General features: G+C 71.9%; 22 protein-coding genes and 1 pseudogene. 14 read left to right on the top strand and 9 right to left on the bottom strand.

All coding sequences use genetic code 11. The annotated features are described in order from the left end of the window. The first annotated feature begins 33 nt into the window (after positions 1-33). The 3 genes from BCD49_RS32840 (at position 34) to BCD49_RS32830 (ending at position 2,652) form a co-directional block, all read left to right on the top strand. Positions 34-1,263: a cation diffusion facilitator family transporter gene (locus BCD49_RS32840; RefSeq protein ID WP_083401840.1), complete on the top strand. Its 1,230-nt coding sequence runs from the start codon at positions 34-36 to the stop codon at positions 1,261-1,263. A 109-nt stretch (positions 1,264-1,372) separates the two neighbouring features. Next, entirely contained in the window at positions 1,373-1,792 is a 420-nt protein-coding gene (locus BCD49_RS32835; RefSeq protein ID WP_007515751.1) for a hypothetical protein, read from the top strand. Beyond that, positions 1,792-2,652, top strand: a complete 861-nt coding sequence (locus BCD49_RS32830; RefSeq protein ID WP_007515750.1) for a helix-turn-helix domain-containing protein — start codon at positions 1,792-1,794, stop codon at positions 2,650-2,652. Before BCD49_RS32835 ends, BCD49_RS32830 begins: the two co-directional genes overlap by 1 nt. A 56-nt stretch (positions 2,653-2,708) precedes the next feature. On the opposite strand, the gene BCD49_RS32825 is transcribed toward BCD49_RS32830, so the two are convergent. Then, positions 2,709-3,101 carry a VOC family protein gene (locus BCD49_RS32825; RefSeq protein WP_035928042.1) on the bottom strand — a complete coding sequence of 131 codons (393 nt, stop codon included), beginning with the start codon at positions 3,099-3,101 and terminating at the stop codon, positions 2,709-2,711. A gap of 152 nt (positions 3,102-3,253) precedes the next feature. After that, positions 3,254-3,598, bottom strand: coding sequence for a hypothetical protein (locus tag BCD49_RS32820; protein WP_007515748.1), 345 nt, complete (start codon positions 3,596-3,598; stop codon positions 3,254-3,256). A gap of 330 nt (positions 3,599-3,928) precedes the next feature. Between BCD49_RS32820 and BCD49_RS32815 the strand changes: the two genes are divergently transcribed. Further along, complete coding sequence (locus BCD49_RS32815) at positions 3,929-4,387, top strand: SRPBCC family protein (protein WP_007515747.1); 459 nt, start codon at positions 3,929-3,931, stop codon at positions 4,385-4,387. A 36-nt stretch (positions 4,388-4,423) separates the two neighbouring features. Continuing rightward, entirely contained in the window at positions 4,424-4,963 is a 540-nt protein-coding gene (locus BCD49_RS32810; RefSeq protein ID WP_083401839.1) for an alpha/beta fold hydrolase, read from the top strand. Between the two features lie 34 nt (positions 4,964-4,997). Here BCD49_RS32810 and BCD49_RS45980 read toward each other — a convergent pair whose 3' ends face one another. Continuing rightward, positions 4,998-6,044, bottom strand: a complete 1,047-nt coding sequence (locus BCD49_RS45980) for an MBL fold metallo-hydrolase (protein WP_007515745.1) — start codon at positions 6,042-6,044, stop codon at positions 4,998-5,000. A gap of 22 nt (positions 6,045-6,066) precedes the next feature. Continuing rightward, the gene (locus BCD49_RS32800; RefSeq protein WP_051466266.1) at positions 6,067-6,639 is read right to left on the bottom strand and encodes a TetR/AcrR family transcriptional regulator; all 573 of its coding nucleotides are present in this window, start codon (positions 6,637-6,639) and stop codon (positions 6,067-6,069) included. A gap of 78 nt (positions 6,640-6,717) precedes the next feature. Between BCD49_RS32800 and BCD49_RS32795 the strand changes: the two genes are divergently transcribed. Then, the gene (locus BCD49_RS32795) at positions 6,718-7,587 is read left to right on the top strand and encodes an alpha/beta fold hydrolase (RefSeq protein WP_071042278.1); all 870 of its coding nucleotides are present in this window, start codon (positions 6,718-6,720) and stop codon (positions 7,585-7,587) included. Between the two features lie 30 nt (positions 7,588-7,617). Here the strand turns inward: BCD49_RS32795 and BCD49_RS32790 are convergent, their stop codons facing one another. Then, positions 7,618-8,397, bottom strand: a complete 780-nt coding sequence (locus tag BCD49_RS32790; RefSeq protein ID WP_007515742.1) for an SHOCT domain-containing protein — start codon at positions 8,395-8,397, stop codon at positions 7,618-7,620. 327 nt (positions 8,398-8,724) lie between these two features. Between BCD49_RS32790 and BCD49_RS32785 the strand changes: the two genes are divergently transcribed. After that, positions 8,725-9,369 (top strand): SigE family RNA polymerase sigma factor, encoded by a 645-nt coding sequence (locus tag BCD49_RS32785; RefSeq protein ID WP_007515741.1) that lies wholly within the window; start codon positions 8,725-8,727, stop codon positions 9,367-9,369. Beyond that, positions 9,366-10,493 carry a hypothetical protein gene (locus BCD49_RS32780; protein WP_007515740.1) on the top strand — a complete coding sequence of 376 codons (1,128 nt, stop codon included), beginning with the start codon at positions 9,366-9,368 and terminating at the stop codon, positions 10,491-10,493. The genes BCD49_RS32785 and BCD49_RS32780 overlap by 4 nt, the downstream gene beginning before the upstream one ends. Positions 10,494-10,578: 85 nt before the next feature. On the opposite strand, the gene BCD49_RS32775 is transcribed toward BCD49_RS32780, so the two are convergent. Next, positions 10,579-11,019, bottom strand: coding sequence for a winged helix-turn-helix transcriptional regulator (locus tag BCD49_RS32775; protein WP_007515739.1), 441 nt, complete (start codon positions 11,017-11,019; stop codon positions 10,579-10,581). Positions 11,020-11,141: 122 nt separating this feature from the next. Here BCD49_RS32775 and BCD49_RS32770 point away from each other — a divergent pair, with 122 nt between their 5' ends. Together BCD49_RS32770 and BCD49_RS32765 are read left to right on the top strand one after the other, a co-directional pair. Then, complete coding sequence (locus BCD49_RS32770; RefSeq protein WP_007515738.1) at positions 11,142-12,008, top strand: SDR family oxidoreductase; 867 nt, start codon at positions 11,142-11,144, stop codon at positions 12,006-12,008. A gap of 160 nt (positions 12,009-12,168) precedes the next feature. Further along, on the top strand, positions 12,169-12,966 hold the full coding sequence (locus tag BCD49_RS32765) for a CYTH domain-containing protein (protein WP_007515737.1): 798 nt from the start codon (positions 12,169-12,171) through the stop codon (positions 12,964-12,966). A 7-nt stretch (positions 12,967-12,973) separates the two neighbouring features. On the opposite strand, the gene BCD49_RS32760 is transcribed toward BCD49_RS32765, so the two are convergent. Then, positions 12,974-13,390 carry a VOC family protein gene (locus BCD49_RS32760; RefSeq protein ID WP_007515736.1) on the bottom strand — a complete coding sequence of 139 codons (417 nt, stop codon included), beginning with the start codon at positions 13,388-13,390 and terminating at the stop codon, positions 12,974-12,976. Positions 13,391-14,458: 1,068 nt separating this feature from the next. Between BCD49_RS32760 and BCD49_RS32755 the strand changes: the two genes are divergently transcribed. Further along, positions 14,459-15,811, top strand: coding sequence for a hypothetical protein (locus tag BCD49_RS32755; RefSeq protein WP_007515734.1), 1,353 nt, complete (start codon positions 14,459-14,461; stop codon positions 15,809-15,811). A gap of 175 nt (positions 15,812-15,986) precedes the next feature. After that, the gene (locus BCD49_RS32750) at positions 15,987-16,679 is read left to right on the top strand and encodes a hypothetical protein (RefSeq protein WP_007515733.1); all 693 of its coding nucleotides are present in this window, start codon (positions 15,987-15,989) and stop codon (positions 16,677-16,679) included. Positions 16,680-17,006: 327 nt separating this feature from the next. On the opposite strand, the pseudogene BCD49_RS46585 reads toward BCD49_RS32750, so the two are convergent. After that, positions 17,007-17,201: pseudogene (locus BCD49_RS46585) on the bottom strand (helix-turn-helix domain-containing protein); the annotation flags it as partial. Between the two features lie 97 nt (positions 17,202-17,298). Next, a complete protein-coding gene (locus tag BCD49_RS32745; protein WP_007515732.1) occupies positions 17,299-18,702 on the bottom strand; it encodes a hypothetical protein in 1,404 nt (467 codons plus the stop codon). Positions 18,703-19,101: 399 nt separating this feature from the next. Here BCD49_RS32745 and BCD49_RS32740 point away from each other — a divergent pair, with 399 nt between their 5' ends. Further along, positions 19,102-20,496, top strand: coding sequence for an ABC transporter substrate-binding protein (locus BCD49_RS32740; protein WP_007515730.1), 1,395 nt, complete (start codon positions 19,102-19,104; stop codon positions 20,494-20,496). A gap of 311 nt (positions 20,497-20,807) precedes the next feature. Continuing rightward, positions 20,808-22,526: a flavin-containing monooxygenase gene (locus BCD49_RS32735; RefSeq protein ID WP_007515729.1), complete on the top strand. Its 1,719-nt coding sequence runs from the start codon at positions 20,808-20,810 to the stop codon at positions 22,524-22,526. The last annotated feature ends 14 nt before the right edge of the window (positions 22,527-22,540 follow it).

The raw sequence follows: 22,540 nt of genomic DNA, 5'->3' as shown, positions 1-22,540 counted from the left end.
AGAAGGTGGGGGTTTGTGGCGAGGACTGTCTGCATGCCGACCGAGCCGGAACCCCAGCCCTCCATCGGCACCCAGTCCTCGACCGGCAACCCACCCTCGGTCAGCGAGCAGGCCTCGCCAGGGAAGCAGGACTCACCGGAGGAACAGGACTCACCGGAGGAACAGGTCTCACCACGGGAGCAGGTCTCACCCGAAGATCTGTCGCCGGAGGCCGCGGCCGCGGTCCCGTTACAGCAGGACGGGGGCGCGGGGGCGAGCGAGAGCACCCTGACCATCGCGGTCGCCTTCGGCGCGAACCTGGTGATCGCGATCGCGAAGTCGGTGGCCGCGCTCCTGACCGGTTCGGCGTCGATGGTCGCCGAGGCGGCGCACTCGTGGGCCGACGCCGGCAACGAGGTCTTCCTGGTGATGGCGGACCGGCGCTCCCGCCGGCCGCCGGAGCCGGCCCACCCGCACGGTTTCGGCCGGGAGGCGTACGTCTGGTCGCTGTTCGCCGCCATGGGGCTGTTCGTCGCGGGCGGCGCGGTCTCCATCACCCACGGGGTCCAGGAGCTGTTCGCCGGTGGGTCCGACGGAGGCGACTACCTCATCGGCTACCTGGTTCTGGCGGCGTCGTTCCTGCTGGAGGGGACGTCCTTCCTCCAGTCGGTGCGGCAGGCCAGGCCGGAGGCCGAATCGATGAACCGGGACGTCATCGAGCACGTGCTGGAGACCACCGACCCCACGCTGCGGGCGGTCTTCGCCGAGGACTCGGCGGCGCTGGTCGGCATCGTCATCGCTGCCCTCGGCCTGGCGCTGCACGAGATCACCGGAGCGGCGGYCTTCGACGCGGTGGGGTCGATCCTGGTCGGGGTGCTGCTCGGCGCGGTCGCCCTGGTCCTGATCAGCCGCAACCGGCGGTTCCTCGTCGGGCAGGAGGCCGATCCGCAGGTCCGGGTGGCGACGATACGGGCGTTGCTGGCGATGCCGGAGGTGGACCGGGTGACCTACCTGCGGGTGGAGGTCGTCGGGCCACGGATGGTCACCGTGGTCGGGGACGTGGATCTGGTCGGCGACGACATCGAGCCGCGCATCGCGATGCGGCTGCGCGAGATCGAGGCCAGGCTGTCGTCCTCGCCCGCGGTCGTCAACGCCGTGCTGAGCCTCTCGGCTCCCGACGAGCCCTCCGTGACACCCGAGGGCGGGCGACCTGATCATGCTGAGCGGGGCCAGGACGGTGACGACCCGGCCGCGCGGGTCGACTGCCCGGTGGGAACCCACTGACGGAGACACACTGACGGGAACCCACTGACCATCGAGCAGGGGCCATGTCCGGTTTCCTTCGGACAGTGTGGGTATGGCGGCGGCATCTGGATATCTGGAGGCGACGCTCATGACGACACACAAGCCGCGGGCCGGCACCGACTTCAGGCCAGTCGCGATCAGCGGCCGTGCGCGTCTAGGACTCTTCGGGTCCGGAGTCTTTCTGGCCGGCGTGCTCGCCGGGGCGCTGGTGGCCTGGCGGCTGCGCCGGGAGTCCGTGCGCACGATGGCGCCGGCCGGCGAGGCGCGGCCACCCGAGCGCTCGGTGCCCGAGGACGGCGGCCGGCCCCCTGTGGATCCGAGCGGCCGCTACTACAGCTCGGCGGCCGACCCGGCGGGTGGCTCGGTGGCCGGGACGGTGTTCGACGGCTCCGGTGAGCCACGGCCAGTCGCCGTCGGGGCCGGCGCCGACGAGGTGCCCGTGGTCTCCGCGGCGACGCACCGCGCCAGCCTCAACGGCTCCCGCCGCGGCGGAACAGCGTCGCGCTGATGGGCGGCCGCGCTGACGGACCGAACCCGCGCGCCGCGCCGGGTTCGGTCCGTCAGGGGGACGACGCCGAGCCGGGTACCGTCGGGACGATGTACCGCGAGCGGCGCGCCGGGGCGCTGGCGGCCACGATGTGGCTGGCGACCGCGCCGGCCCCCCGGGGCGAGACGGGCGAGGCCGCCGCGACCTCGCCGCAGGCCGCGGAGCATCGCGTCCTGCCCGACGGCTGCATGGACCTGATCTGGTCGCGGGCCGGGCCGGGCGATCTCGGGCAGGTCATCGTCGCCGGTCCCGACACCGCCCCGGCGGTCGGGCTCTGGCGGCCGGGCTCGCGCCACCTCGGCGTGCGGTTCGACTCGGGGGTCGGCCCGGCGTACATCGGCGTCCCGGCCAGCGAGGTCCGCGACCGCAGGGTGCCCCTGGCCGAGATCTGGGGCCTGGCCGCGGCAGCCCGGCTCGCCGAGCGCCTCGCGGCCGCCGAGGCGCCGGCGGCGGCGTTCGAGGCCGAGATCGCCAGCCGGGGCCGCCTCGACGGGTTGGCCGACCTGCTGCCCCCGGTGGCGCTGGCCGGCATCCGCGCCGGGGCTCCGGTGGCCCAGGCCGCCCGGGCGGCGGCGCTCAGCGAGCGCCAGCTCCTGCGCCGCTGCCAGCTCGCGGTCGGCTACGGGCCGAAGACGCTGGCCCGGATCGTCCGTTTCCGCCGCGCGCTGGCGCTCGCTCGCGCCGGGTCGCCGTTCGCGGACGTGGCCGCCGCGGCCGGTTACGCCGACCAGGCTCACCTGGCCCGCGAGGTTCGTGCCCTCGGCGGGGCGCCGCTACGCGAGCTGGTCACGCCGGCGATCGCCTCCGCCGGCGCCTCCTGATCGGCGGAGCCTGAGCTGCCCGGCCGGCCAGCCAGCCGGCCAGCCAGGCGGTCGGCTCAGGCTCCGGCCAACGGCGCGAACAGGTCGACGTGGTTGCCGTCGGGATCGGCCACGGTCGCGTACCGCTGGCCCCAGAAGGCGTCCCACGGTTCGCGTTCGCCGGTGTAGCCGGCGCCGGTCAGGTCGGCGTAGGCCTTGTCGACCTCGGCCGGGTCGGCACAGGCGAACGCTAGCCCGAGGCGCGGTGAGCCGGTGCCCGGCCGCCAGCTTGGATCGAACGAGCGGATCGTGTCGTCGGTGTCGAAGGCGAGACGGCCGTTCGGCGTGGTCACCTCGACATGCGGCTCCCCGTCTGCCTCGGCGGGGATCTCCAGGCCGAGGCGGCGGTAGAACGCCAGCCCCCGCGCCATGTCGGACACGACGATTCCAGTCAGTGAGAACGTTGGCATACCCAGACCGTAGGGACAGCGGCCCCCGCCTGGCTTGAACGAATCGGACGCCGTGCCGGCGCGGCGCATCACCCGTCGCCAGGCGCCGATCGCCCGGGGCGGCCGACGGCCGCCCCGGGCGATCATGGATTTCCGGTGGATCTGAATGTCGGTCAGGGGTTTCGGTTCCCCCGCTTCCTGAGGAGAACGACGGCGAGCACCGCGCTGATAGCCGCGACCGGGACCGCGATCGCCATTGCGATGATCGACGACCGTCGCCCGGCGACATCCCTGACGGTGCTGGCGGTTCCGCCGAGGCGGTCCTCCAGCCCACTGGTCAGATCAGAGGCCTTCTGGCGGGCGGGTGCCGTGACCTCGACGACCTTGTGGATCGCCGGCGTCGCCACCTCCACGGTCTTGTGTCGCACCGGGGCGGTGAGCTCGTCAGCCTTGTGGATCACCGGCGCCGCGGCCGCTGTGGCCTTGTCCATGACCGTCGACGCGGTCGACTTCGACATTGGTTTCCTGCCTCCTTGGCCGTGTGAAGATCGCCTTTGACGCCTTTGATCGTTCCTGTCGGCAACGTTGGCGCCGCCCGGTTCCCTTTCCTCTTGCCGACCACCGCCGGCTGGCCGGCGACGGCTTCCGTTCTATTGGTTTTGCCCCGGAGTGGTCCGAATACACCTGGTCGCGAATTCCGCGAGCATGGTCTTCCTCGCGGCGGCGAGGCCTCCCACCCCGAGGGGTGGTCTTGCGGGTCGATCGATGACGGCTGGTGTTGTCGACGGCCGGGCGGGGGAGGGGGTGGTGGTCTACGTCAGCAACAAGACGACAGGAGGACAGACCTGATGGCCACCACAGTCGCGGAGTCGATCGACGTCGCGGTGCCGGTCCGTACCGCCTACAACCAGTGGACCCAGTTCGAGTCGTTCCCGCACTTCATGAATGGCGTCGAGTCCATCCAGCAGATCGACGACACCCACACCCACTGGCACGTCAAGGTGGCCGGCCAGGACCGTGAGTTCGACGCGGCCATCACCGAGCAGCTGCCGGACGAGCGAGTCGCCTGGAAGAGCACCGACGGTCCCACCCACGCTGGTGTGGTGACCTTCCACCGCCTCAACGCCGACGAGACCCGGGTGACGGTCCAGCTGGACTGGCAGCCCGAGGGCGTGGCCGAGAAGGTCGGTTCGGCGGTCGGCGCGGACGACCGGCGGGTCAAGGCCGACCTGAAGCGGTTCAAGGCGTTCATCGAGAACCGGGGCAGCGAGACCGGTGCCTGGCGCGGTCAGGTAGACCGGCCCTGACGCCGGGTTGACCGACCCGCACACCGGGGCGTTCGCATCACGCGGGACGCCGGCCGATCGTGGCCGGCGTCCCGCGGCCGTCTGAGCGGCGTCCGACGGGCGAATCCGAACGACCGAAAGATCCGAGCCGGCAGCGGCCTTTCTCGGGCGCTGACCCGGCGGATCGGGTTCGGCGCCGCCCAGGTACCGGAACCCGTCGTCGACTCGCTCGAGCAGATGGTCGCGAACACGCCGATTCCCGTGGTCGGAGCGTTCCTGCCGACTCTTCTCGATCATGATCGGCTGGCCGCCGTCGGTGTGCTGAGCGCGATCCCCACCCTGTTGCTCGTCGGGGACGAGGACGTCATGACTCCGATCGAGCACAGCCGGATCCTGGCCGAGGCCCTGCCCGAGGCCGAGCTCGTGGTCGAGAAGGGCGCCGGGCACGCGGTGATCCTGGAACGTCCGGACGCGGTCAACGCCCACCTGCGTGACCTCGTGAACCGGGCGGGGCCGAGGCGGCGAATATGCCTGAGGCCGGGCTGGCGGCTGAGCGTTAGGAAGGCGCGTATCACCGCGGCTCCGCTTCCGACCTGACCATCCGGTGCCGGCGGGTGATCCCCCGGGGATGTCAGGCGGCGAGCCGGTATGACGTGCCCGAGCTGCTGGGCACCCAGGCCTGGGGGAGCGCGGTGGCCAGTGCGTGCTGGGCACGCCAGCCGCTGCAGTGCGCGCTGACGACGAGGTCGGGCGTCATCTCGGTCAGGGCGCTGACCGTCGGTGCGATGATCGGTTCGAAGGCTGGTCCGCTCAGGTGCAGGCCGCCGATCAGCGCGTGCAGCCGGTCGATGCCGGTCAGCCGTAGCGCGTGCCGCGCGATGTTGACGACGCCCGCGTGCCCGCATCCGGTCAGCACGACCAGGCCCTTGCCGCGTACGTGCACGACGAGCGCCTGGTCGTCGAGTACGAGCGGGTCATGACGCCAGCCGGCACCGTCCCAGGCCTGGTGCGCGGGTGGCATGCCACGCTCGAAGTCGGTGGTGCGGTCGACCTCGCCGGTGATCAGCACGCTGCCGTCGACCAGCAGCGACGGGGACCGCCGCTCGATCACCTCGAACCCCTCCGACTCGCACGCGCGCCTGCTCAGCGTCGGCAGCGCGGCCGGGTCGAGGCCGGGGGGCGCCAGCCGCCGGCGTGTCCAGACCAGGGGGTGCACCGTCATCGGCAGGCCGCGGACCCCGCGGCGGCCGGCCAGGCCCGCGAGGCCGCCCGCGTGGTCGAAGTGACCGTGGCTGAGCACGACGCCCTGGATCTCGCCGAGATCGAGGCCGAGCCGCTCGGCGTTGTGGACCATCCCGTCGGGTGAGACCCCGGTGTCGAACAGCAGGGTGGTGACCGTGTCGCCACGACGGACCCGGACCAGCGCCGAGAACCCGTGCTCGGCGCGCAGCCCCGCCGTCGTCAGCCCGTCCTCGAACTGGGGGGCCTGCGCCAGTCCGGCCCCGCGCGGCGCCCGCCTGACCCGCTCGTCCCCCGCCAGCAGGGCGTCGAAGGTGTTGTCCATCAGCGTGGTGATGACGACCTCGTCGACCGGGGCCAGCCCGATCGGATCGACAGCCGTACCCGTCACGGGCCGCGGAACGGCGGCGAGCACACCCGACGCGTCGTCATCGCACATGTCTCGACCTTAGGCCGGTGAGTCAGCCCGGTTCCCGCAGGAGCGGGTGGACGAGCTCGGCGAGGGCGAGCCGTGTCTGCTCGGGGTCGAGCCCCATGTCCTGCCTGAGGATCCGCCAGGTCGTGGCGTCGCAGACGGCGACGAGCTGGGCCAGGCGTCGCTCCCGCGCGGCCGGGTCGCCTCGGGTGTCGAGGTGCGCGGCGAAGGCGCTTCGACACCAGTCGAGGTGGTACTCGCGGCCGCGGCCGGCGATCTCCGGGAGTCCGGGTACCAGGTGCGCCTCGGCATACATCTTGAGGATCAACGAGCCGTACTGCTCGTAGTGGGCCGCCAGGGCATCGATCGTGTCCGCCGGCTCGCCCGGCGCCGCGGCCGAGCGCGCGGCGGCGATCCGGCCGAGCTCCCGTTCGACCGTGGCGGTCATCAGCCCGGGTTTGCCGCCGAAGCGCCGGATCACCGTCTGGACCGTCACCGCGGCGTCGGACGCGACGTCCTCCAGCCGGATGTGGTCGTACGGGTGCGTGGCGAAGCGGCGGAGCATCGCGTCGACGATGCGCTCGCCGGTCTGCTCCGCGGCCTGGGCTCGCGCTGTCATCCGGTAGACACGCGAATTCATGTAAGTGAAATTAACATGAAAATTGTCGGAGCCTGGACCCACCTGCCACGGAGCGTCATGACCACCACCTCGCCCACCGAGGAACACGCCGCGGACATCGCCACCCGGCTTGGCCGCCTCCACGTCCGGATCATCGGATCCGGCCGGCCCACCGTGCTGTGGCCGTCGATGTTCGTCGACAGCCACACCTGGGACCGGTTGCTGCCCCACCTCGTCGGCCGGGAGCGGCAGTTCTTCCTCGTCGACGGCCCCGGTCTCGGGCGCAGCGAGYCGCTGCTGCGCCAGAGCACCATCACCGAGGCCGCCGACGCCGCGCTCGACCTGCTTCGAGGCCTCGAGGTGACGACGCCCGTCGACTGGGTGGGCAACGCGTTCGGCGGTCACGTGGGCTTCAAGCTCGCGGCGCGACCGGGCGTCCTGCGCAGCCTCGTGGCGATCAGCGCGCCGGCCGAGCCCATCCCCGCCGGGCAGCGCCGCCAGATCCGCCTGCTGCTGCCGCTGCTGCGCACCGTCGGTGCGACGGGCCCGGTGCGTTCCGCCGTCCTGGCGGCGATGCTCACCGAGGCTGCCGCGGCCGACGACGAGATCAGGCGCATCGTCGTCGAGAGCCTCGCGCGCCCGACCCGCCGAAGCCTGGCGGGCGGGGTGCGGTCCTTCATCCTGAACCGGGCCGACGTCACCGCCGAGCTCGCCGATGTCCAGGTGCCGAGCCTCTTCGTCGCCTCCGACGACCGCGGCGACTGGTCTCCCGAGGACGCCGCCAGAGCGGCCGAACTGGCCCCGTACGCGTCCGCGGTCACCGTGCCGGCGGCACGCACCCTCGTCCCGCTGGAGCAGCCGCGGCGCCTTCTCGAGTACATCGACGAGTTCTGGCGAACCCTCGGTGACGTCCCGGCAGAGCCGTTCGCGGGCGGCCGTCGACCCTAAGGACCGTGAGGACCGTGAGGACCGTCAAAGCTAGAGACGGCCCAGCAGCTCGGTCTTCTTGGCGGTGAACTCGTCGTCCGAGAGCACACCGCGCTGGTGCAGGTCGCTCAACCGGTCGATCGTGGCCAGGATCGTCTCGGGGTCCGTGCCACTGGCGGCAGCCGGCGGGGCGGGCTCGGGAGCGCTGACGACCGGGTCGGAAGCGGGCGCGGGAACGGACGACGGCGGCAGGCTGTCCACGGTGAAGGTGCCGTGCTGGCTGGAGAAGGACAGCGTTCCGGGCGCGGCGCCCTGTTGCTGCTGCACGCCGCCGATGACGTGGTCGAGCGTGTCATAGGTCCGGACCGGGCCATCGCCGCTCTGTACGGCCAGCCGCCGCACGGCCGGAAAGACCGCGTATCGGGAGTCGTTCTGGCCGCCGACGGAGCTCGGCTGCCCCAGCTCGGCAGGCCACCAGGTGCTCAGGTTCGCCAGGGTGCTCAGGTTCGCCGGGTGGACCGARCCGGGTCGCCCGCCGGCGTGCGCGGGCTCAGGCGCGTACACCTGCGTCGAGGCCAGCAGGCTCGACAGCTCCGCGGCGAGACCGCTGACCGTGGCCTTCAGGCCGTGGTTGAACATGTCGCCGACCATCGTCATGCCGCCGGCCATCCACTGCCCACTGCCGCCGAGCTCGGGATGGGAGAACTGCGCCCGGGTGCCGTTGCCCGCCAGCACCGCCGCCAACAGCGTGCGCACCGCGTCGGTGCTCACGCCGTACCGGTGAGCGAGATCGGCGACGGCCTGCTCGCCCTGGCCGGTCAACGCGCGCATCGTGGATCTCCTCGTGCCGTGAGGCTCGCCGCGCGGCCCACTCGCTCAGGTTCCGGGGACGTCCCAGATTGTTTCTCACCTCGCGGGCGAATTTCTCATGATCCGAGGGGCGGGCACCCAGCCGGTCCACATCCACCAACCACCCAGGACGGTCGACACGCAGGGACGCCAGAGCCCGAGCTGGGCCACCCTTCTGACGCAATTTTTCGCCCCGAGCTCAACCCCACGGGTACCTGCCGGCGTTTAGGACCGCGAACACCACGACGGCGGCCTGGCGAACAACCGGGCAACCGGAGACGACGGTGCCCGAGCAGGAGGCGGYGACGCGTGCGCGATGACGAGGAACGGGCGTTCGAGGAGTTCGTCGAACGCACGGCGGACCGGCTGCTGCGCTCCGCCGTGTTGCTGACGGGCGACCGCGGCGCCGCCGAGGACCTGCTGCAGGGCGCCCTGGAACGCACCTACCGCCACTGGCGCCGGATCGGTGGCGACGCGCCCGAGGCCTACCTCCGCCGCGCCCTGGTGAACGCGGCGACCAGCCGCTGGCGGCGTCGGCGCTTCCACGAGGTGCCCCTGCTCACCGACGGCGGGTGGACGGCCGACACCAGCGTCGCCGACCACGCCGAGGCGCTGTCGCAACGCGACGGGCTGGTCCGGGCGCTGCTGACCCTGCCACCGCGGCAGCGTGCAGTGATCGTGCTGCGCTACCTGGACGACCTTTCGGAGGCCGACGTCGCCGCCGCGCTCGGTTGTTCCGTCGGCTCGGTGAAAAGCCACGCCTCCCGCGGTCTCGCCCGGCTGCGCGAGAACACCCACCTGGCTGCCTCGGCACCCGGTACGGCCGCCGCGGGTCCGGCCCACGGCGCCGTCCCCCACCGGTCGACGGCCGGCCGGGCCAGCACACCAACCCGAGCCACCGTCACCGCCGCCGACGGCGATCCCGGGGCGACCGCGAACAGGAGCATGCCGTGACGACGACCCCCACCTCACCGTTCGAACGGACGGTCGCCGACGCGCTGCACGCCGCCACCGCCGGAATCAGCGCCCGCGGCGGCCTGGCCGACGCCACCCGCCACCGCTATCGGCGGCGGCGCGCCCGGCTGACCGCGGCCGCGGCCGCGCTCATGGTCGTGGTCCTCGTCGTCCCCGCCGGCCTGCTGCTGCGCACCCACGGCGGTGCCCGCGTCGTCCCCGTCACGACACCGCCGGCCACCGCCTCCGCCCAGCCGGGTGGGGTGCCCACGGCCGTGCCGCCGACGCCGGCGCCCGGCGTGTCCGGCCCCGTTGTCGGCGCCGTGACCGTCGCCTGGCTGCCAGCTGGCCTGCCGCTTGTCGGCACCTCCACCGGCACCGGCGTCACCGTGAACGACACTCGCCCCGGCGTGCGGGCCTACCGGGCCGACTTCTCGGCGATGATCGACGGGCGGGTCGGCTTCGTGGCGGTGCGGGCCGAATGGGGGCCGACCGGCAGCCTCGACGACGTCGCCACCCGCGCCCGCGCCAGCGGTTCCGGCTTCGACTCCTACTCCGAAGCGACGGTGCGCGGTCATCCCGCGATCCAGCGGGGCAACGCCTCCAAGCAGGAGTTCGGGTTCACCTGGATCGAGCGTGACGGCCTGGTGCTCAGCGTCGACGGCGGCACCCCGATCACCCTCGACGAGGTCCGGCACGTCGCCGAGGCGCTGGTCGTCGACACCGGCCCGCCCGCGGCCACCCCGGAGCTGGACGCCGCGATCCAGGCCGCGGCCAGCCGGGCGCTGCGGGCGGGTGTTCCGGCCGTGGAGGCGATCGGTGCCGTCGACACCGCCGACGCGCCCGCGCTCGTCGCCGCCCGGCTGTCCTTCGCCGCCCGTTACCCGGGCTTCGCGAGAACCGCCTCCGTCCGACTGCTGGCCACCGCGCCCCGCGCCGCGGACCGGGTCGACATCGTTCTCACCGTCACCTTCACCGATCCCCGGCTGTCGAGGTTCGTGCCGGGGACGTCCGGTGGCACTGCCTCCCGCACCTTCCCCGGCGAGGCGGTCCGCACCCCGACCGGCTGGAAGGTCACCGAGGCAACCTATTGCCAGACCATCTCGCTGTTCTGCAAACCCTAGGCGAGGTGGTCTGCCGGCTCTGACACCCGCGGACCGCCGGAGCTGGCGATCGCCGCAGAAGGCGGGGCGCTGGTGGTCCAGGAGCTCAATCGACCAGCGGGTCTGTCCATCGCGGACCTGCCGACGACTGCGCGGTCCCCGCCGTCGCGGTCGAGATGGTTCCGGCGTACCGCGCTCGGGCCGCCGCGACCTCGGCGGCGTGGGCGACGGACCACTGCAGCAGGGCGTCCAACGGAGCACGCAGGGTGACGCCAAGTGCGGCGAGCTGGTATTCGACGCGGGGCGGAACCTCGGGATAGACGGTTCGGGTGACGAGCCCGTCCTGCTCGAGATGGCGCAGCGTCTGGGTGAGCATCTTCTCGCTGATCCCCTCGATCCGGTTGCGGATCGCGGCGAACCGGTGCGGCCGGCCGTCGGAGAGTTCGCCGAGGATCAGGACGGTCCACTTGTCGCCGATGCGGTCGAGCAGGTCGCGGGAGGGGCAGCCTCGCGCGTACGGGTCACACGTCTGCGCGTCGATCGTCACGCCGCGACGATAACAGAACCGCCAGCATGGTTAGTAGCTTACTTCAAGGTGGGTACTTCCCAATGGAGAGTGTGCGGCATTGGGTGGTGGGGACAGCGTGACCACCACGAAAAGAGTAGATCGTGTCCCTTGTGATCACCGGTGCGACCGGGCAGCTCGGCCGACTCGTCATCGATCAGCTCCTGGCGGCGGGCGTGCCCGCCGGGCAGCTCGTGGCGACCGGTCGTGACGCCGGCAGGCTCAGCGCGCTCACCGCGCGGACCGGGGTGACGACCCGTCGGGCGGACTTCGCCGACCCCGCCAGCCTGGCCGAGGCGTTCCACGGCGTCGAGAGGCTGTTGTTGGTCTCGACCACGACCGTCGGGCACCGGTTCGACAACCACCGGCGCGCCATCGACGCCGCGGTGGCGGCAGGAGGGTCGCTGGTCGCCTACACCAGCGTCCTGAACGCCGGCGCCGCGCGGACGCGACTGGCCGCGGAGCACCACAGCACCGAGCAGTACCTGCGGGCCGGCGCAATTCCGTTCGTGATCCTGCGCAACGGCTGGTATCTGGAGAACTACACCGACCAGCTGCCCGCGATCCGCCAGCACGGGGTCCTGCTGGGCGCCGCCGGGAACGGCCGGGTCAGCGCGGCCGGCCGGGTCGACTACGCCGCCGCCGCGGCCGCCGTACTCACCGGCGACGGGCACGCCGGCGCGACCTACGAGCTTGGCGGCGCGGCGTTCACCCTCACCGAGCTCGCCGCCTCGTTCTCCGAGGTCCTGGGCACGCCGATCGCCTACCGTGACCTACCGACCGACGGATATGCCGCCGCGCTGGCCGGCGCTGGGCTGCCGGCCGAGCTCGCCGACGTGCTGGCCGACGCCGACGCCGGGCTGGCCCGCGGCGAGCTGTTCACCGACCGCCACGACCTGCGCGACCTCATCGGCCGGTCACCCACCACCAGGCTGCGGGCCATCCACGCGGCCGCCGGCGCCGCGGGATAGGATTCGCCGAGATCTTGTACGCCCGCGCCGACGCATGACTGGCGTCGGCGCGGGCATATATGCGTTCGGACATGGATGGCTCGAAAACGACGGCTGCGCCCACCGGCCAGCGCACCCTCTGCTGGTCGTGTCCCGTCATCCGTCGGATCGAGGAGACCCGGTGGGCAGACAAACAGAACAGGTGAAACGCGCATCGCAGGGATTCTGGCGGCTCCCGGAACGGGAGCTCGACCGGCTGGTCGAACTGGCGCGCAAGACGGACAGGGTGGAGCTCAAGCTGATCGTGCCGGAAACCGCGCACGAGGCGGTCCGTGAAAGTCTGCGCATCAGCTTTCGCAATGCCCGCCGGCAACGTGTCTACTATTTCGACACCCCCGACCGGATGCTTTTCCGATGCGGCGTCATCACCAGGGTCCGCCGGATGCCGGACCGCCACGACGACGCGGTCGTGAAACTACGCCCCGTCGACCCCGCCGCCATCTCGCCTGCCCTGCGCCGGTCCAAGCGTTTCACCGTCGAGATAGACGGCATGCCCGGCAGCTACCTTTGCTCGGCGGCGCTGAAGAGCCATCTCCTGCCAGGTCACGTCGAACAGGTGGCGCGGGGAAAGCTGCCGCTGCACCGGCTGCTCACGAAACCGCAGCTGCGCCTGCTCACCGCGCACCTCCCGAACGGCGTCCGGCTCGGCGAACTCGTGGCGCACGGTCCCGTCGACGCCCGCCGCCGCACGCTCGTCGTTCCCGGTGACAGCCGTCGGCTGCTCGTCGAGCGCTGGACGTTCCCGGACGGCTCCCAGCTCCTGGAACTGTCGACGCGCTGCCGCCCGGAGGAGGTCCTGCATGCCGCGGCGCGGACCGCGACGGTCCTGCGCGATCACGGTATCGACCTGACCGGCCCGCAGCAGACCAAGACCGCCACGGCCTTGGCCTACTTCCATGCGCACCCGTCGATGACCTGAGAAAGGTCTACGGGTGCGGGAGCGCCGGCCGGGAGAGCGCGTCCGGCTCGGGGGTGCGGCAGACGGCCTCCACGTTGTTGCCGTCCGGGTCGCGGACGAAGGCGCCGTAGTACGACGGGTGGTACTGCGGCCAGAGCCGGGCGCTGTGCAGCACCTCCGCGCCGGCGGCGACCGCGGCGGCCTCGAAGGCGCGTACGGCGGCGCGGTCAGGGGCGGCGAAGGCGATGTGCACCTCCCGAGCGGTCCCGGCCGTCGTCACCGGCCCGATCCAGAAGGTTGACGCGTCGACGCCGAAGCCGACGACGAGGCCGGCGCCTCTGTCGAACTGCGCCTGCCGCCTGCCGCCGAGGGGAGCCAGAACGACGTCGTAGAAGTCGGCGCTCGTCGAGACGTCGGATACCTGAAGCGCGATGTGATCGAGCATGCCATCCAGTCTTCCAGGCCGGTCCGGCGGTTTTCGTCTCGAGAGCCACGCGGCGGAGGTGTCCGGTTTCCCGCCGGGACGCCGGGCATGCGCGTCGATTGATCGCGCATTAAGGGAATGTGACGGCGGGCACAGTTCGAATGGTGTGCCTGTCCGAAATGCCGGACCGGGTCGGCTGGCGAACCCGCTACCTGCGTCGTTGTGTATCGGTTTGAAATCCACCGGTGGACCAACTGTGGCCAGCCTTCCGGAGTCCAATGGGCTGATCGTGGGCCAAGTGTGGCCTGGCGTATGCAAAGGCGTCTGCACGGGCGTACTGTCCGTAGACAGATCGCTACAACGAAGTGGCGATCAGGCCCGCCGAAGCTATCGGCGCGCACGACGGGTCCGGGTGAAGGCGGGGGGACGCAGTCCCCCGCCTTCCCTGTCTTGGGAGGTATGAATGCTGGCTGCCGTCATCCTCGCTCTGGCCGCGCTGGCACTCGCGGCCGTGGCGGCCGCCGGCTCGGCGACCACCGCGCACAGACTCCGGCGGTCCGCCGACCTTGCTCGAGTACTGGCCGTCATTCCCCGGCGCTGTCCTGACTGCGGCCGCGGCTGGGATGACAGCCGAGCGCTACGAGGTCCATGCGCCTCGACGCACCGAGCCGTGGCGTCCCTACTGCTACCCCCCAATATCTCCTGACAGCGGTTCCAGGGCCGTCTGATGCCGCGGCCGCGGGAACGGATTTCCGACGGAGGAAGGTCGTTACTCCTTCTCCGTGGCCGACGGCCAGAATCGGCGATCCCGTCACGTGGCCCAACGATAAACCCGTGGTTCCGTGACCGGCGGATGTGACCGGCGGATGTGACCAGCAGACCGAGCTGCCGCCTCCGCAACGCCGGATATCTCGGCCAGTGGCCAGTTACTCAGATCCCGCAGCCGTGCGCCTGGCCGGGTGTTTCCCCTCTGGGCGGCCGATGAGCTGCCTGTCTCAGCGCCAGACCGTCGTCGCGGAGCGCCCTGCCCGCGCCCCGGTTCAGCCGTCTCCCGGACGCTTCTGCCCGCAACCGAGAGGACCGCCGACAATGACCGTGAACGCCCAGGTATGCACCCATCCGCTGACGTTCGTCCGCACCCAGCGGGGCTGGACCTATCAGAAGCTCGCCCGGGTCGTCGCCAAGAGAGCCCGCGATCTCGGCGAGGGGAACATGGCTGCCGAGCGGCAGAAGGTGTGGCGCTGGGAGCACCGCGGCGTCGTCCCGGACCGGGTGTCCCAGCTGGCGCTGGCGACGGAGCTGGGAGTGCCCACCGAGCGGTTGGAGTCCCATCCCTGGCCGTCCTGGCTGCCTACCGGCGACAACGTCCGGCTCGACTACCCCTGGACCCAGGTTGGCAGCCTGACCGCGCTGACCGACGTCGTCCAGGACGCGGTGACCGACCGCCGTGGCTTCCTGACCATCAGCGGCCCCGGCGTCGCCGCACTCGCGGACGAGTGGCTGGGGCTGGAGCCGGTGCACCTCGCTGGCGCGTTGGACGGCGGTCTCGTCGACGAGCAGATCGTGCACCGGATCGCGCACAGCATTCCCGGCCTGCGGGTGATGGACGACCGGCTCGGCGGCGCAAGCGTGCGCCGGCTCGTCGACGCGGAGCTCGGGGTGGTGACGGAGCTGCTCGCCCGCGGCCGCTACACCGAGCGGATCGGCCGAGAGCTGCACGTCGTGGCCGCCGAGCTCGCCCGGTTCGCCGGCTGGGTCTCCTTCGACGCCGGGTTCCAGACAGGTGCGCAGCGCTACTGGGTGACCGCGCTGCACGCCGCGCACGCCGCCGGTGACCGCCTGCTCGGCGCGAACGTGCTGAAGAACATGTCGCTGCAGTGCGTCGACCTTTCCCAGCCCGTCGAGGCGATCGGGCTGGCCGAGGCGGCCGTGCGCACCGCGGGCGCCACCACCGGCCGGGTCGGCGCGATGCTGCACATGCGCAAGGCCCGGGCGCACGCGGCGCTGGGCGACGAGGTCACCTGCATGCGTGAGCTCAGCCTCGCCGAATCCGCGTTCGACCAGGAGACGACGCCGGAGCCGGCCTGGGCGTGCTACTTCGACGAGGCCGAGTTCCAGGCTCAGGTCGGCTGCTGCTACATCGACCTCGGTCGTCTGCTGTCAGCCGACGGATGGCTCAGCCGGGCACAGGCGGCCCATCCGACCGAGAAGGTGCGGGACCGGGCGACGTACCTGCTGCGCCGTGCGGGCGTGCAGATCGACCTGGGTGACGTCGACGCCGGCTGCGCGCTGGCCGCTCAGGCCGTCCCACTGCTGACGGTCACCCGGTCCCGGCGCAACGCCCGGCGCGCCGACGAGGTGCGCGCCCGGCTGCGCCAGCACGCGTCCCTCCCCGCCGCCCGCGATCTCGAGCGGCGACTCGCCGAGATCACCACCGGCTGAGGCGGCAGCCGGGCCGCGGCGCGCGGAAAGGAACGGCGCGCGCACGCCTCGGCTGCCGCGTGACCTGACGCGGCGGCCGGCACCGTGGTGTTGAGATGATCGCGGTGACAGMTGGGCATCGACCGCCGGCACCGTCCGCGCAGGATGGGACGCGGCGGACCGGAGAGAGGCGAACGTGAATCTCAGTCTCGGGGTTTTTGACGTCTTCGCCTACTCGACTCCCGGCTCGCTGTACCTCGCGTTGCTGCTGTATGTCCTGGACCGGGCGTCGTGGGTCGACCTCGGGCAGGTCGGCGACCTCAACTCCACGCTGCTGATCGCGGGTGGGATCATCGCCAGCTACCTGCTCGGCCAGCTCACTTATGCACCGCGCCGGTTTCTGGGGCGGCGGATGCCGCGGTGGCTGGGCCGCGGGCGCAGCGCTCGGCGGGAGTTCCTCGACCGCTTTCCCGCTGCCCAGTCCATGGCGTTCGTCCAGGTCGACCCGGCGCTCGTCTTCGCCGCCATCGAGGTCAAGGCGCCGGACTCGGCGGTTGAGATAAGCCGGTTGCGGGCCAGCGGAATAGCGCTGCGTAACGCCGGGCTTGCGTTCCTTCTGTCGGCGGGCGTCGCCGCCGTCGAATTGATCGTCGGTAGTGAGCGAGGTCTTGCCGCGTTCTGCGTGGGGGCCTTCCTCGTGAGTTTCGTCGGTGCGACGCGAGTAGGGCACGAGCTGTCCCGGTGGGCAGCCCTCAAGACCCTCGAGGTGGCGTTCTGGCTGCCCGACGTCGAAGCCACCCTGGCCACGACGTCGCCGGTCCCACCGCCGCGGCCGTCGCCCGCACCGCCCGCACCGCCGGGCCTGCCGGGGCCGCCGGGCCCGCCATAGTCCATCGAGTCCGGCGCGGAGGCTCGCGGCTCTTCGGGGTAGGGCGAGCGAGGCCCGGCCGGGCTGGCCCAGGCCGGCGTGCCGCCGAACGTGTACTGCGCCCGAAGGCCGGCCGTCCGGGCGCCGGCGACCAGGCGGACAGGAACTCGTACGGCAGCCGCCGCCACCGCACCGGCCGCCGGCTCCGGTGCCGCGAGCCTCAGTGCGGCGGGCTCTGGTGTCGCGGGTCGAGGCGCCTGCTCGTCCTCGTCCCTCGGCCGCCGGCTCGGGCTTGGGCGGCCGCTCGTCGGCACGCGCCTCGGCCCATACCCGGTAGAGCGCGTCGAGCTCGCTCCGGCTCGCGCCGCAGGCTACGGCGATCTTCTCCACGACGCCGTAGCTCGGCGGGACCGCGCTGCCGAGGCAGTAGCGGTTCAGGCTGGACCGGCTGATCCCGGTGCGCCGCTCCAGGGAGGTGTACGTGCGACCGCTGCGTTCCCGGAGGTGCTGCAGCAGTTCCGCGAGAGCGCCGGACGGTGCCACTCGTCAGGGTCTCCTCTGATCGACGGGAAGGCCCACCGACGGATGATGACAGGAGCCGGACCCCGGCCGCTTCCATCGGAAGAGGCCTGGAACGGAGCTACGCCGTGGGCTCCCAGGCGAGCCAGGCCTCGTCGCCGTCGTTCGCGAGGAGCAGGGCACGAGCCGAGGGCTCGGCCGACGGCTTGCGCGCCACCCGCTCGGTGACCAGGGCGCGGGCGAGGCCGGCCTGCCCGGACCTTGTCGCCGCGGCCATCAGAGTCAGGTCGATGATGTCGCGCTGCGCGTGGCTCCCACCGACCACATGGGCCTCGGGGCGGATGTCGATCAGGAGGTCCACGGTGGCCGCCGGCTCGCCGGCGGTGAACGCCGAGAAGGCGGTGAGCAGCGTACGTCCGGCCCGTTCGGCCGCCAGTCTGTTCGTGGGGGCGGTCGGGTTCTGGTTGGCGGCGACGACCTGCGCCGCGCGGGCGTGATCGCCGGCGAGCCCGAAGGTCATGACCGCGTGCCAGTCGTTGAAGAGGTAGGTCGATGCACCCACCAGGTCGGAGATGTCCGCCGCGAGCGCGGCCGCGCGGCCGGCGACGTCCTTCCCGTACAGCGCCAGCCGCCACAGCAGCGCCGCCGCGTCGACGATGTCCAGCCATTCGGTGGACCTGACCGCGCGGATCCGCTCGTCGTACAGCGCGAGCGCGTCGTCGGCCCGGCCCAGCTCCAGCAGGTACAGCCCGAGATGCCACCAGTTGTGCACCGCGAAGTAGCTGTTCCGCCAGTCGGGAGCTGAGGAGGTCAGGAACGACACGCCCGGGTCGAGACTCCCTTCCATCTCGAACACGTGAGCCAGCGCGTGCACGGCCCAGACGTCCTTCGGGTCACGGGCAAGGGCGCGGCGGGCCGCGTCCCGCGCTCCTGCGTAGTCCGCGTTCTCCTCGAGGCCGAACGCGTACATGCCCTGGACGAACCCCCAGGCCGGGTCGCTGTCCGGCCAGGCGGGAAGCACCCGCGCGACGACGTCGCGCAGCTCCTGGCGGTTGCCGAGAAAGAAGCAGAGATCCTGCGCGACCTTCAGGGCCAGCAGGTCACGGGGGTTGGCCACCAGGGCGCCCCGCAGCGCGCGGGTGGCCGCCTGCCAGTCGCCGTCAGCCCAGGCCCGAGCGGCGGCCAGGTGGTGGGTCTCGCGCGGGGCGACTGACGCGGTCGGGGCGACCGGCCCGGTCCGCCTGATCGGGGCCTCGCCGGGGCCGGCCGCGTCGGCCTCCAGCGGCTTGAGGAGAGCGCTGGCCTCGGCGACACCGTCCGCGGTCGTGGCATAGAGCGACAGGTAGGCGCGAAAGATCCGAGCGAGCGCCAGGTCGCCGTCCGCGGCGATCGCGGCCTCGGCGCCCCCGACCGGGTCCCCGGCGAGCGAGACGAGGTCCTCGATCGCCTGGTCCAGCAACGTGATGGCGGCCAGGTCGGTGGCCTGCACCGGGACTCCCCAGCGGTCCGTGAAGGTCTCGCTCATGGGGCAATTATCAATCGCTCCGGGGGAGCGGGCATGACCAAGCCCCGAACGTCAGGCGGCACTGCCGCGATCGAGGAGCGTGGCCTGTTTGAGTGGGTCTCGGGGAGGACGCGGCGCCCGACGACGGCAGAGGCCAGCTCGTCGAAGGTGACCGCCGCGGTCGGCACCTCCCGTTCGCCCGCCGTGCCGCGCCGCCGAGGCTCCGCGTAGGACGTGCACATAGCTGAAACGCTGTTCTGTGCCTTCGGGCCACGGGATCTGTCAAGAAATGCCAGCTCTGTTGACTGACCGAACCCACGGCCTCGGTGGAAAAGAACCTAGATCTAGGGTGTGGCGTGCGACATGTCCAGAGTATGGGCCTCGCGGGGCCGGAGGGCATCAACCGACGGAGGTACCGAAATGCTCGGTGAGGCGGATGCGCGGACGGCCGACGCGGCCTTACCCGGCTCGCGGCGGCGACCGGGCCGCGGCGCGGCGCGCTCCCGCTCGCGAGACACCACCCGCGGCCCGCGGGTACGACGCGGATTCGAGCTGTCACGGCCGACCGGGTTGGTCGTCGCGCTGGTCGCGGTCCTCGCCGCGGCCTGTTCGGCGGCGCCGACCGATCACACGAGCAGCGGTCCCGTCGGCGGCACCGGCTGCGACACCCCCGGATACAGCGCGGGCGAGATCCGCCTGGGCTTCGTCTACCCGGACACCGGCGCGGGCGCCACCGCGTTCACCGCCGCCCGGAGCGGATTCATCGCGAGGATCGAGCAGGCGAACGCGGCCGGCGGGATCCACGGCCGCAAACTGGTCTACACCTGGCGCGACGACGGCAGCGTGGCCACCCAGAACCTCGAGACCGTCCGCGAGCTGGTCGAGAACGACGACGTCTTCGGCCTCGTCGAGGCATCCATCACCGCCTCCGGCGGAGCCGACTACCTGCGGGAGCGAGGCATCCCGGTGACAGGCGTCCCGGCCGAACAGTTCTGGGCCGACCCGCGATACCGCAACATGTTCGCGTACGCGTACCAGTTCACCGACGGGCCGTCGGTCTCGACGTACGGCGAATACGTCAAGGCGCAGGGCGGCACCCGGGCAGCCGTGGTCCAGAACGATGTCAGCCCGGTCGACCGGGACGTCACGGGGAGGATCACCAGCAGCCTCGCGTCCGTGGGCATCCCGACCGCGCCCGGCCGTTTCCTCTACAACCCGAACATCACCAACCCAGTCCAGCTGGGCCAGCAGCTGAGCCAGGCCCACGTCGACGTGGTGATCACCACCTCCAACGGCCCCGACCTGGCCGCACTCGTGCGGGGCATGAAGACGGCCGGCGCTCCGGTGAAGGTCATCTTCGCGGCCAACGGATATGACGAGAGCCTGCTCAACAAGTACGGCAGCGCGCTGAGCGGCCTGAACGTCGCCACCAGCTACGTCCCGTTCGAGATCGGCAGTCCCGCGCACCAGGCCTACCTGGGCGCGATGCGGCAGTACTCACCCGAACTTCAGCCACCCGACCAGCAACTCGCCCTGGTCGCGTACATCGACACCGACCTGTTCCTCTACGGACTGGACAAGGCCGGTGACTGCCCGACGCGCGCCTCCTACATCGATGCCCTGCGGGCCAGCACATACGACGCGGGCGGCCTGCTGCCGGGACCGGTCGACATGACCAAGGACTTCGGCCAGGTCAACCTCTGCTACACGTTCATGAAGGTCAACGCCGCCGGCACCCGGTACGACGTCGTCCCAAACCCGGCCGCCACTCCCGACAGCCGCAACCGCTGGTGCGGCCACCGGCTTGGCCAGTAGCCCAGGGGCCAGCTGGGTGCCGGAACCGGGAGTGCCTGGCAGGCAGAATGGTATACGTTATCCAACCGAGTCTCGGTGAGGTCTGATCGGGTGGGAGCCGGGGCCCGTGAGGCTGATGTCGCCGCTCGGCCCAGGTGGCCTGCTCGCACCGCTCGCCGCCGGGCTCGGGGTCGTCCGAACCGGCGGGAACGGCGGGAACGGGAAGAGGAATGGGGGCGGGTCGGCGTGAGGGTGGCGACTGAGACCGCGCCAGGCGGCCGTCGCGGTGTGCCGGGCGAGGCCGATGGCGGCGTGATCGGCGGCGTGACCGGATGACCGCCGACGCRCATGAGGCGGCGCTCGACCCGGCGCTCGACTACGAGGTCATCGTCATCGGAGCCGGTTTCGGCGGCCTGTACGCCCTCCACGAGCTTCGCGGAGCCGGCTTCTCGGCCCGCGCGTTCGAGTCCGGCGGGGGCGTCGGCGGCACCTGGTACTGGAACCGTTACCCGGGGGCCCGCTGCGACGTCGAGAGCGTCGACTACTGCTATTCGTTCTCGCGCGAGCTGACCGCCCAGTGGGCCTGGTCCGAGCGGTTCGCCGGCCAGCCCGAGATCCTGCGGTACGCCGAGTACGTCGCGGAGCGCTTCGATCTGCTGCCGATGATCACTTTCGACACCCGGATCACCTCCGCGCGTTACGACGACGGCGACCACACCTGGACCGTCGAGACCGACCGGGGCCGGCGATTACGCTGCCGGTTCCTGGTGGCGGCGGTCGGCGCGCTCTCGGCGACGCAGGTGCCGGACATCCCCGGCCGCGACCGCTTCACCGGCCCCATCCACCACACCGGCCGGTGGCCGCACGGGGGAGTCGACCTCGCGGGCAAACGGGTCGGGGTGATCGGTACCGGCTCGTCGGGCATCCAGGCCATCCCTGAGATCGCCGCCGAGGCCGCCCACCTCACGGTCTTCCAGCGCACCCCGAACTACAGCCTGCCGGCCCGCAACCGGCCGATGTCCAGCCGCGAGATCTGGGTCGCCCAGCGCGACTACGAGGGACTGCTCGCCTCCGGCAGCACCAACGCGGGCGTGTACAACGCCGGGACCGACCGCTGCGCCTTGGCTGACCCGCCTGAGCGGCGCGCCGAGGAGTACGAACACCGCTGGGCCGTCGGCGGTACCGAGCTGATGCGCACCTACACCGACACCGGGCGCGACCTCGAGGCCAACGAGACACTCGCCGAGTTCGTCCGCGGGAAGATCCGCGAGATCGTCGCCGACCCGGACACCGCGGCCTCGCTCGTCCCGACCGACTACCCGATCGGCTCGAAGCGGATCTGCCTCGACACCGGCTACTTCGCGACCTACAACCGTGACAACGTCACGCTGGTCGACCTGCGACGCGAGCCGATCACGACGATCACCGAGGCCGGGATCGACACCGTGGCGGCGACGTACGACCTGGACGCGCTGGTCTTCGCGACCGGGTACGACGCCATGACCGGCCCGCTGACCCGCATCGACCTGCGCGGCGCGGATGGTGACACGCTCGCCGAGCGGTGGTCCAGCGGGCCGCGCAGCCTGCTGGGCATCGCCGTCGCCGGGTTCCCGAACCTGTTCACCCTGACCGGGCCGGGCAGTCCCTCGGTGCTGGCCAACGTGATCCGGGCGAACGAACAGCACGTCGACTGGGTCGTCGCCTGCCTCACCTACCTGCGCGAACGGGGCCTCACCCGCATCGAGGCCGACGCCGAGGCCCAGGACGCCTGGGCAGCCCACGTGCACACGGTCGCGACCCACACCCTGTATCTCCACGCGAGATCCTGGTACCTKGGCGCCAACATCGACGGCAAACCCCGGCAGTTCATGCCCTACATCGGCGGCATGGTCGCCTACCGCGAGGCATGTGACGACTGCGCCGCTGCCGGCTACTCGGGGTTCGCCCTGTCCGGCGCCCGCCGCGGATCCGCGGCCACGACCCCGGGTATGGCCGCGGGCCCGGCCTCTACCCCGACTTCGGCCCCGGCCCCGGCCGTGAAACCGGCCTGACGAGCGAGCTTTGA

Source organism: Pseudofrankia sp. EUN1h, from assembly GCF_001854645.1.
GTDB lineage: Bacteria > Actinomycetota > Actinomycetes > Frankiales > Frankiaceae > Pseudofrankia > Pseudofrankia saprophytica.
This window is presented reverse-complemented; position numbering and strand designations above follow the sequence as displayed.

What these genes read in the sequence shown, in the direction of transcription:
- BCD49_RS32835 (WP_007515751.1), top strand. Translation starts at nt 1,373, where the DNA reads ATGACGACACACAAGCCGCGGGCCGGCACCGACTTCAGGCCAGTCGCG.
- BCD49_RS32830 (WP_007515750.1), top strand. Translation starts at nt 1,792, where the DNA reads ATGGGCGGCCGCGCTGACGGACCGAACCCGCGCGCCGCGCCGGGTTCG.
- BCD49_RS32825 (WP_035928042.1), bottom strand. Translation starts at nt 3,101, where the DNA reads ATGCCAACGTTCTCACTGACTGGAATCGTCGTGTCCGACATGGCGCGG.
- BCD49_RS32820 (WP_007515748.1), bottom strand. Translation starts at nt 3,598, where the DNA reads ATGTCGAAGTCGACCGCGTCGACGGTCATGGACAAGGCCACAGCGGCC.
- BCD49_RS32815 (WP_007515747.1), top strand. Translation starts at nt 3,929, where the DNA reads ATGGCCACCACAGTCGCGGAGTCGATCGACGTCGCGGTGCCGGTCCGT.
- BCD49_RS45980 (WP_007515745.1), bottom strand. Translation starts at nt 6,044, where the DNA reads ATGTGCGATGACGACGCGTCGGGTGTGCTCGCCGCCGTTCCGCGGCCC.
- BCD49_RS32800 (WP_051466266.1), bottom strand. Translation starts at nt 6,639, where the DNA reads ATGACAGCGCGAGCCCAGGCCGCGGAGCAGACCGGCGAGCGCATCGTC.
- BCD49_RS32760 (WP_007515736.1), bottom strand. Translation starts at nt 13,390, where the DNA reads ATGCTCGATCACATCGCGCTTCAGGTATCCGACGTCTCGACGAGCGCC.
- BCD49_RS32755 (WP_007515734.1), top strand. Translation starts at nt 14,459, where the DNA reads ATGACCGTGAACGCCCAGGTATGCACCCATCCGCTGACGTTCGTCCGC.
- BCD49_RS32745 (WP_007515732.1), bottom strand. Translation starts at nt 18,702, where the DNA reads ATGAGCGAGACCTTCACGGACCGCTGGGGAGTCCCGGTGCAGGCCACC.
- BCD49_RS32740 (WP_007515730.1), top strand. Translation starts at nt 19,102, where the DNA reads ATGCTCGGTGAGGCGGATGCGCGGACGGCCGACGCGGCCTTACCCGGC.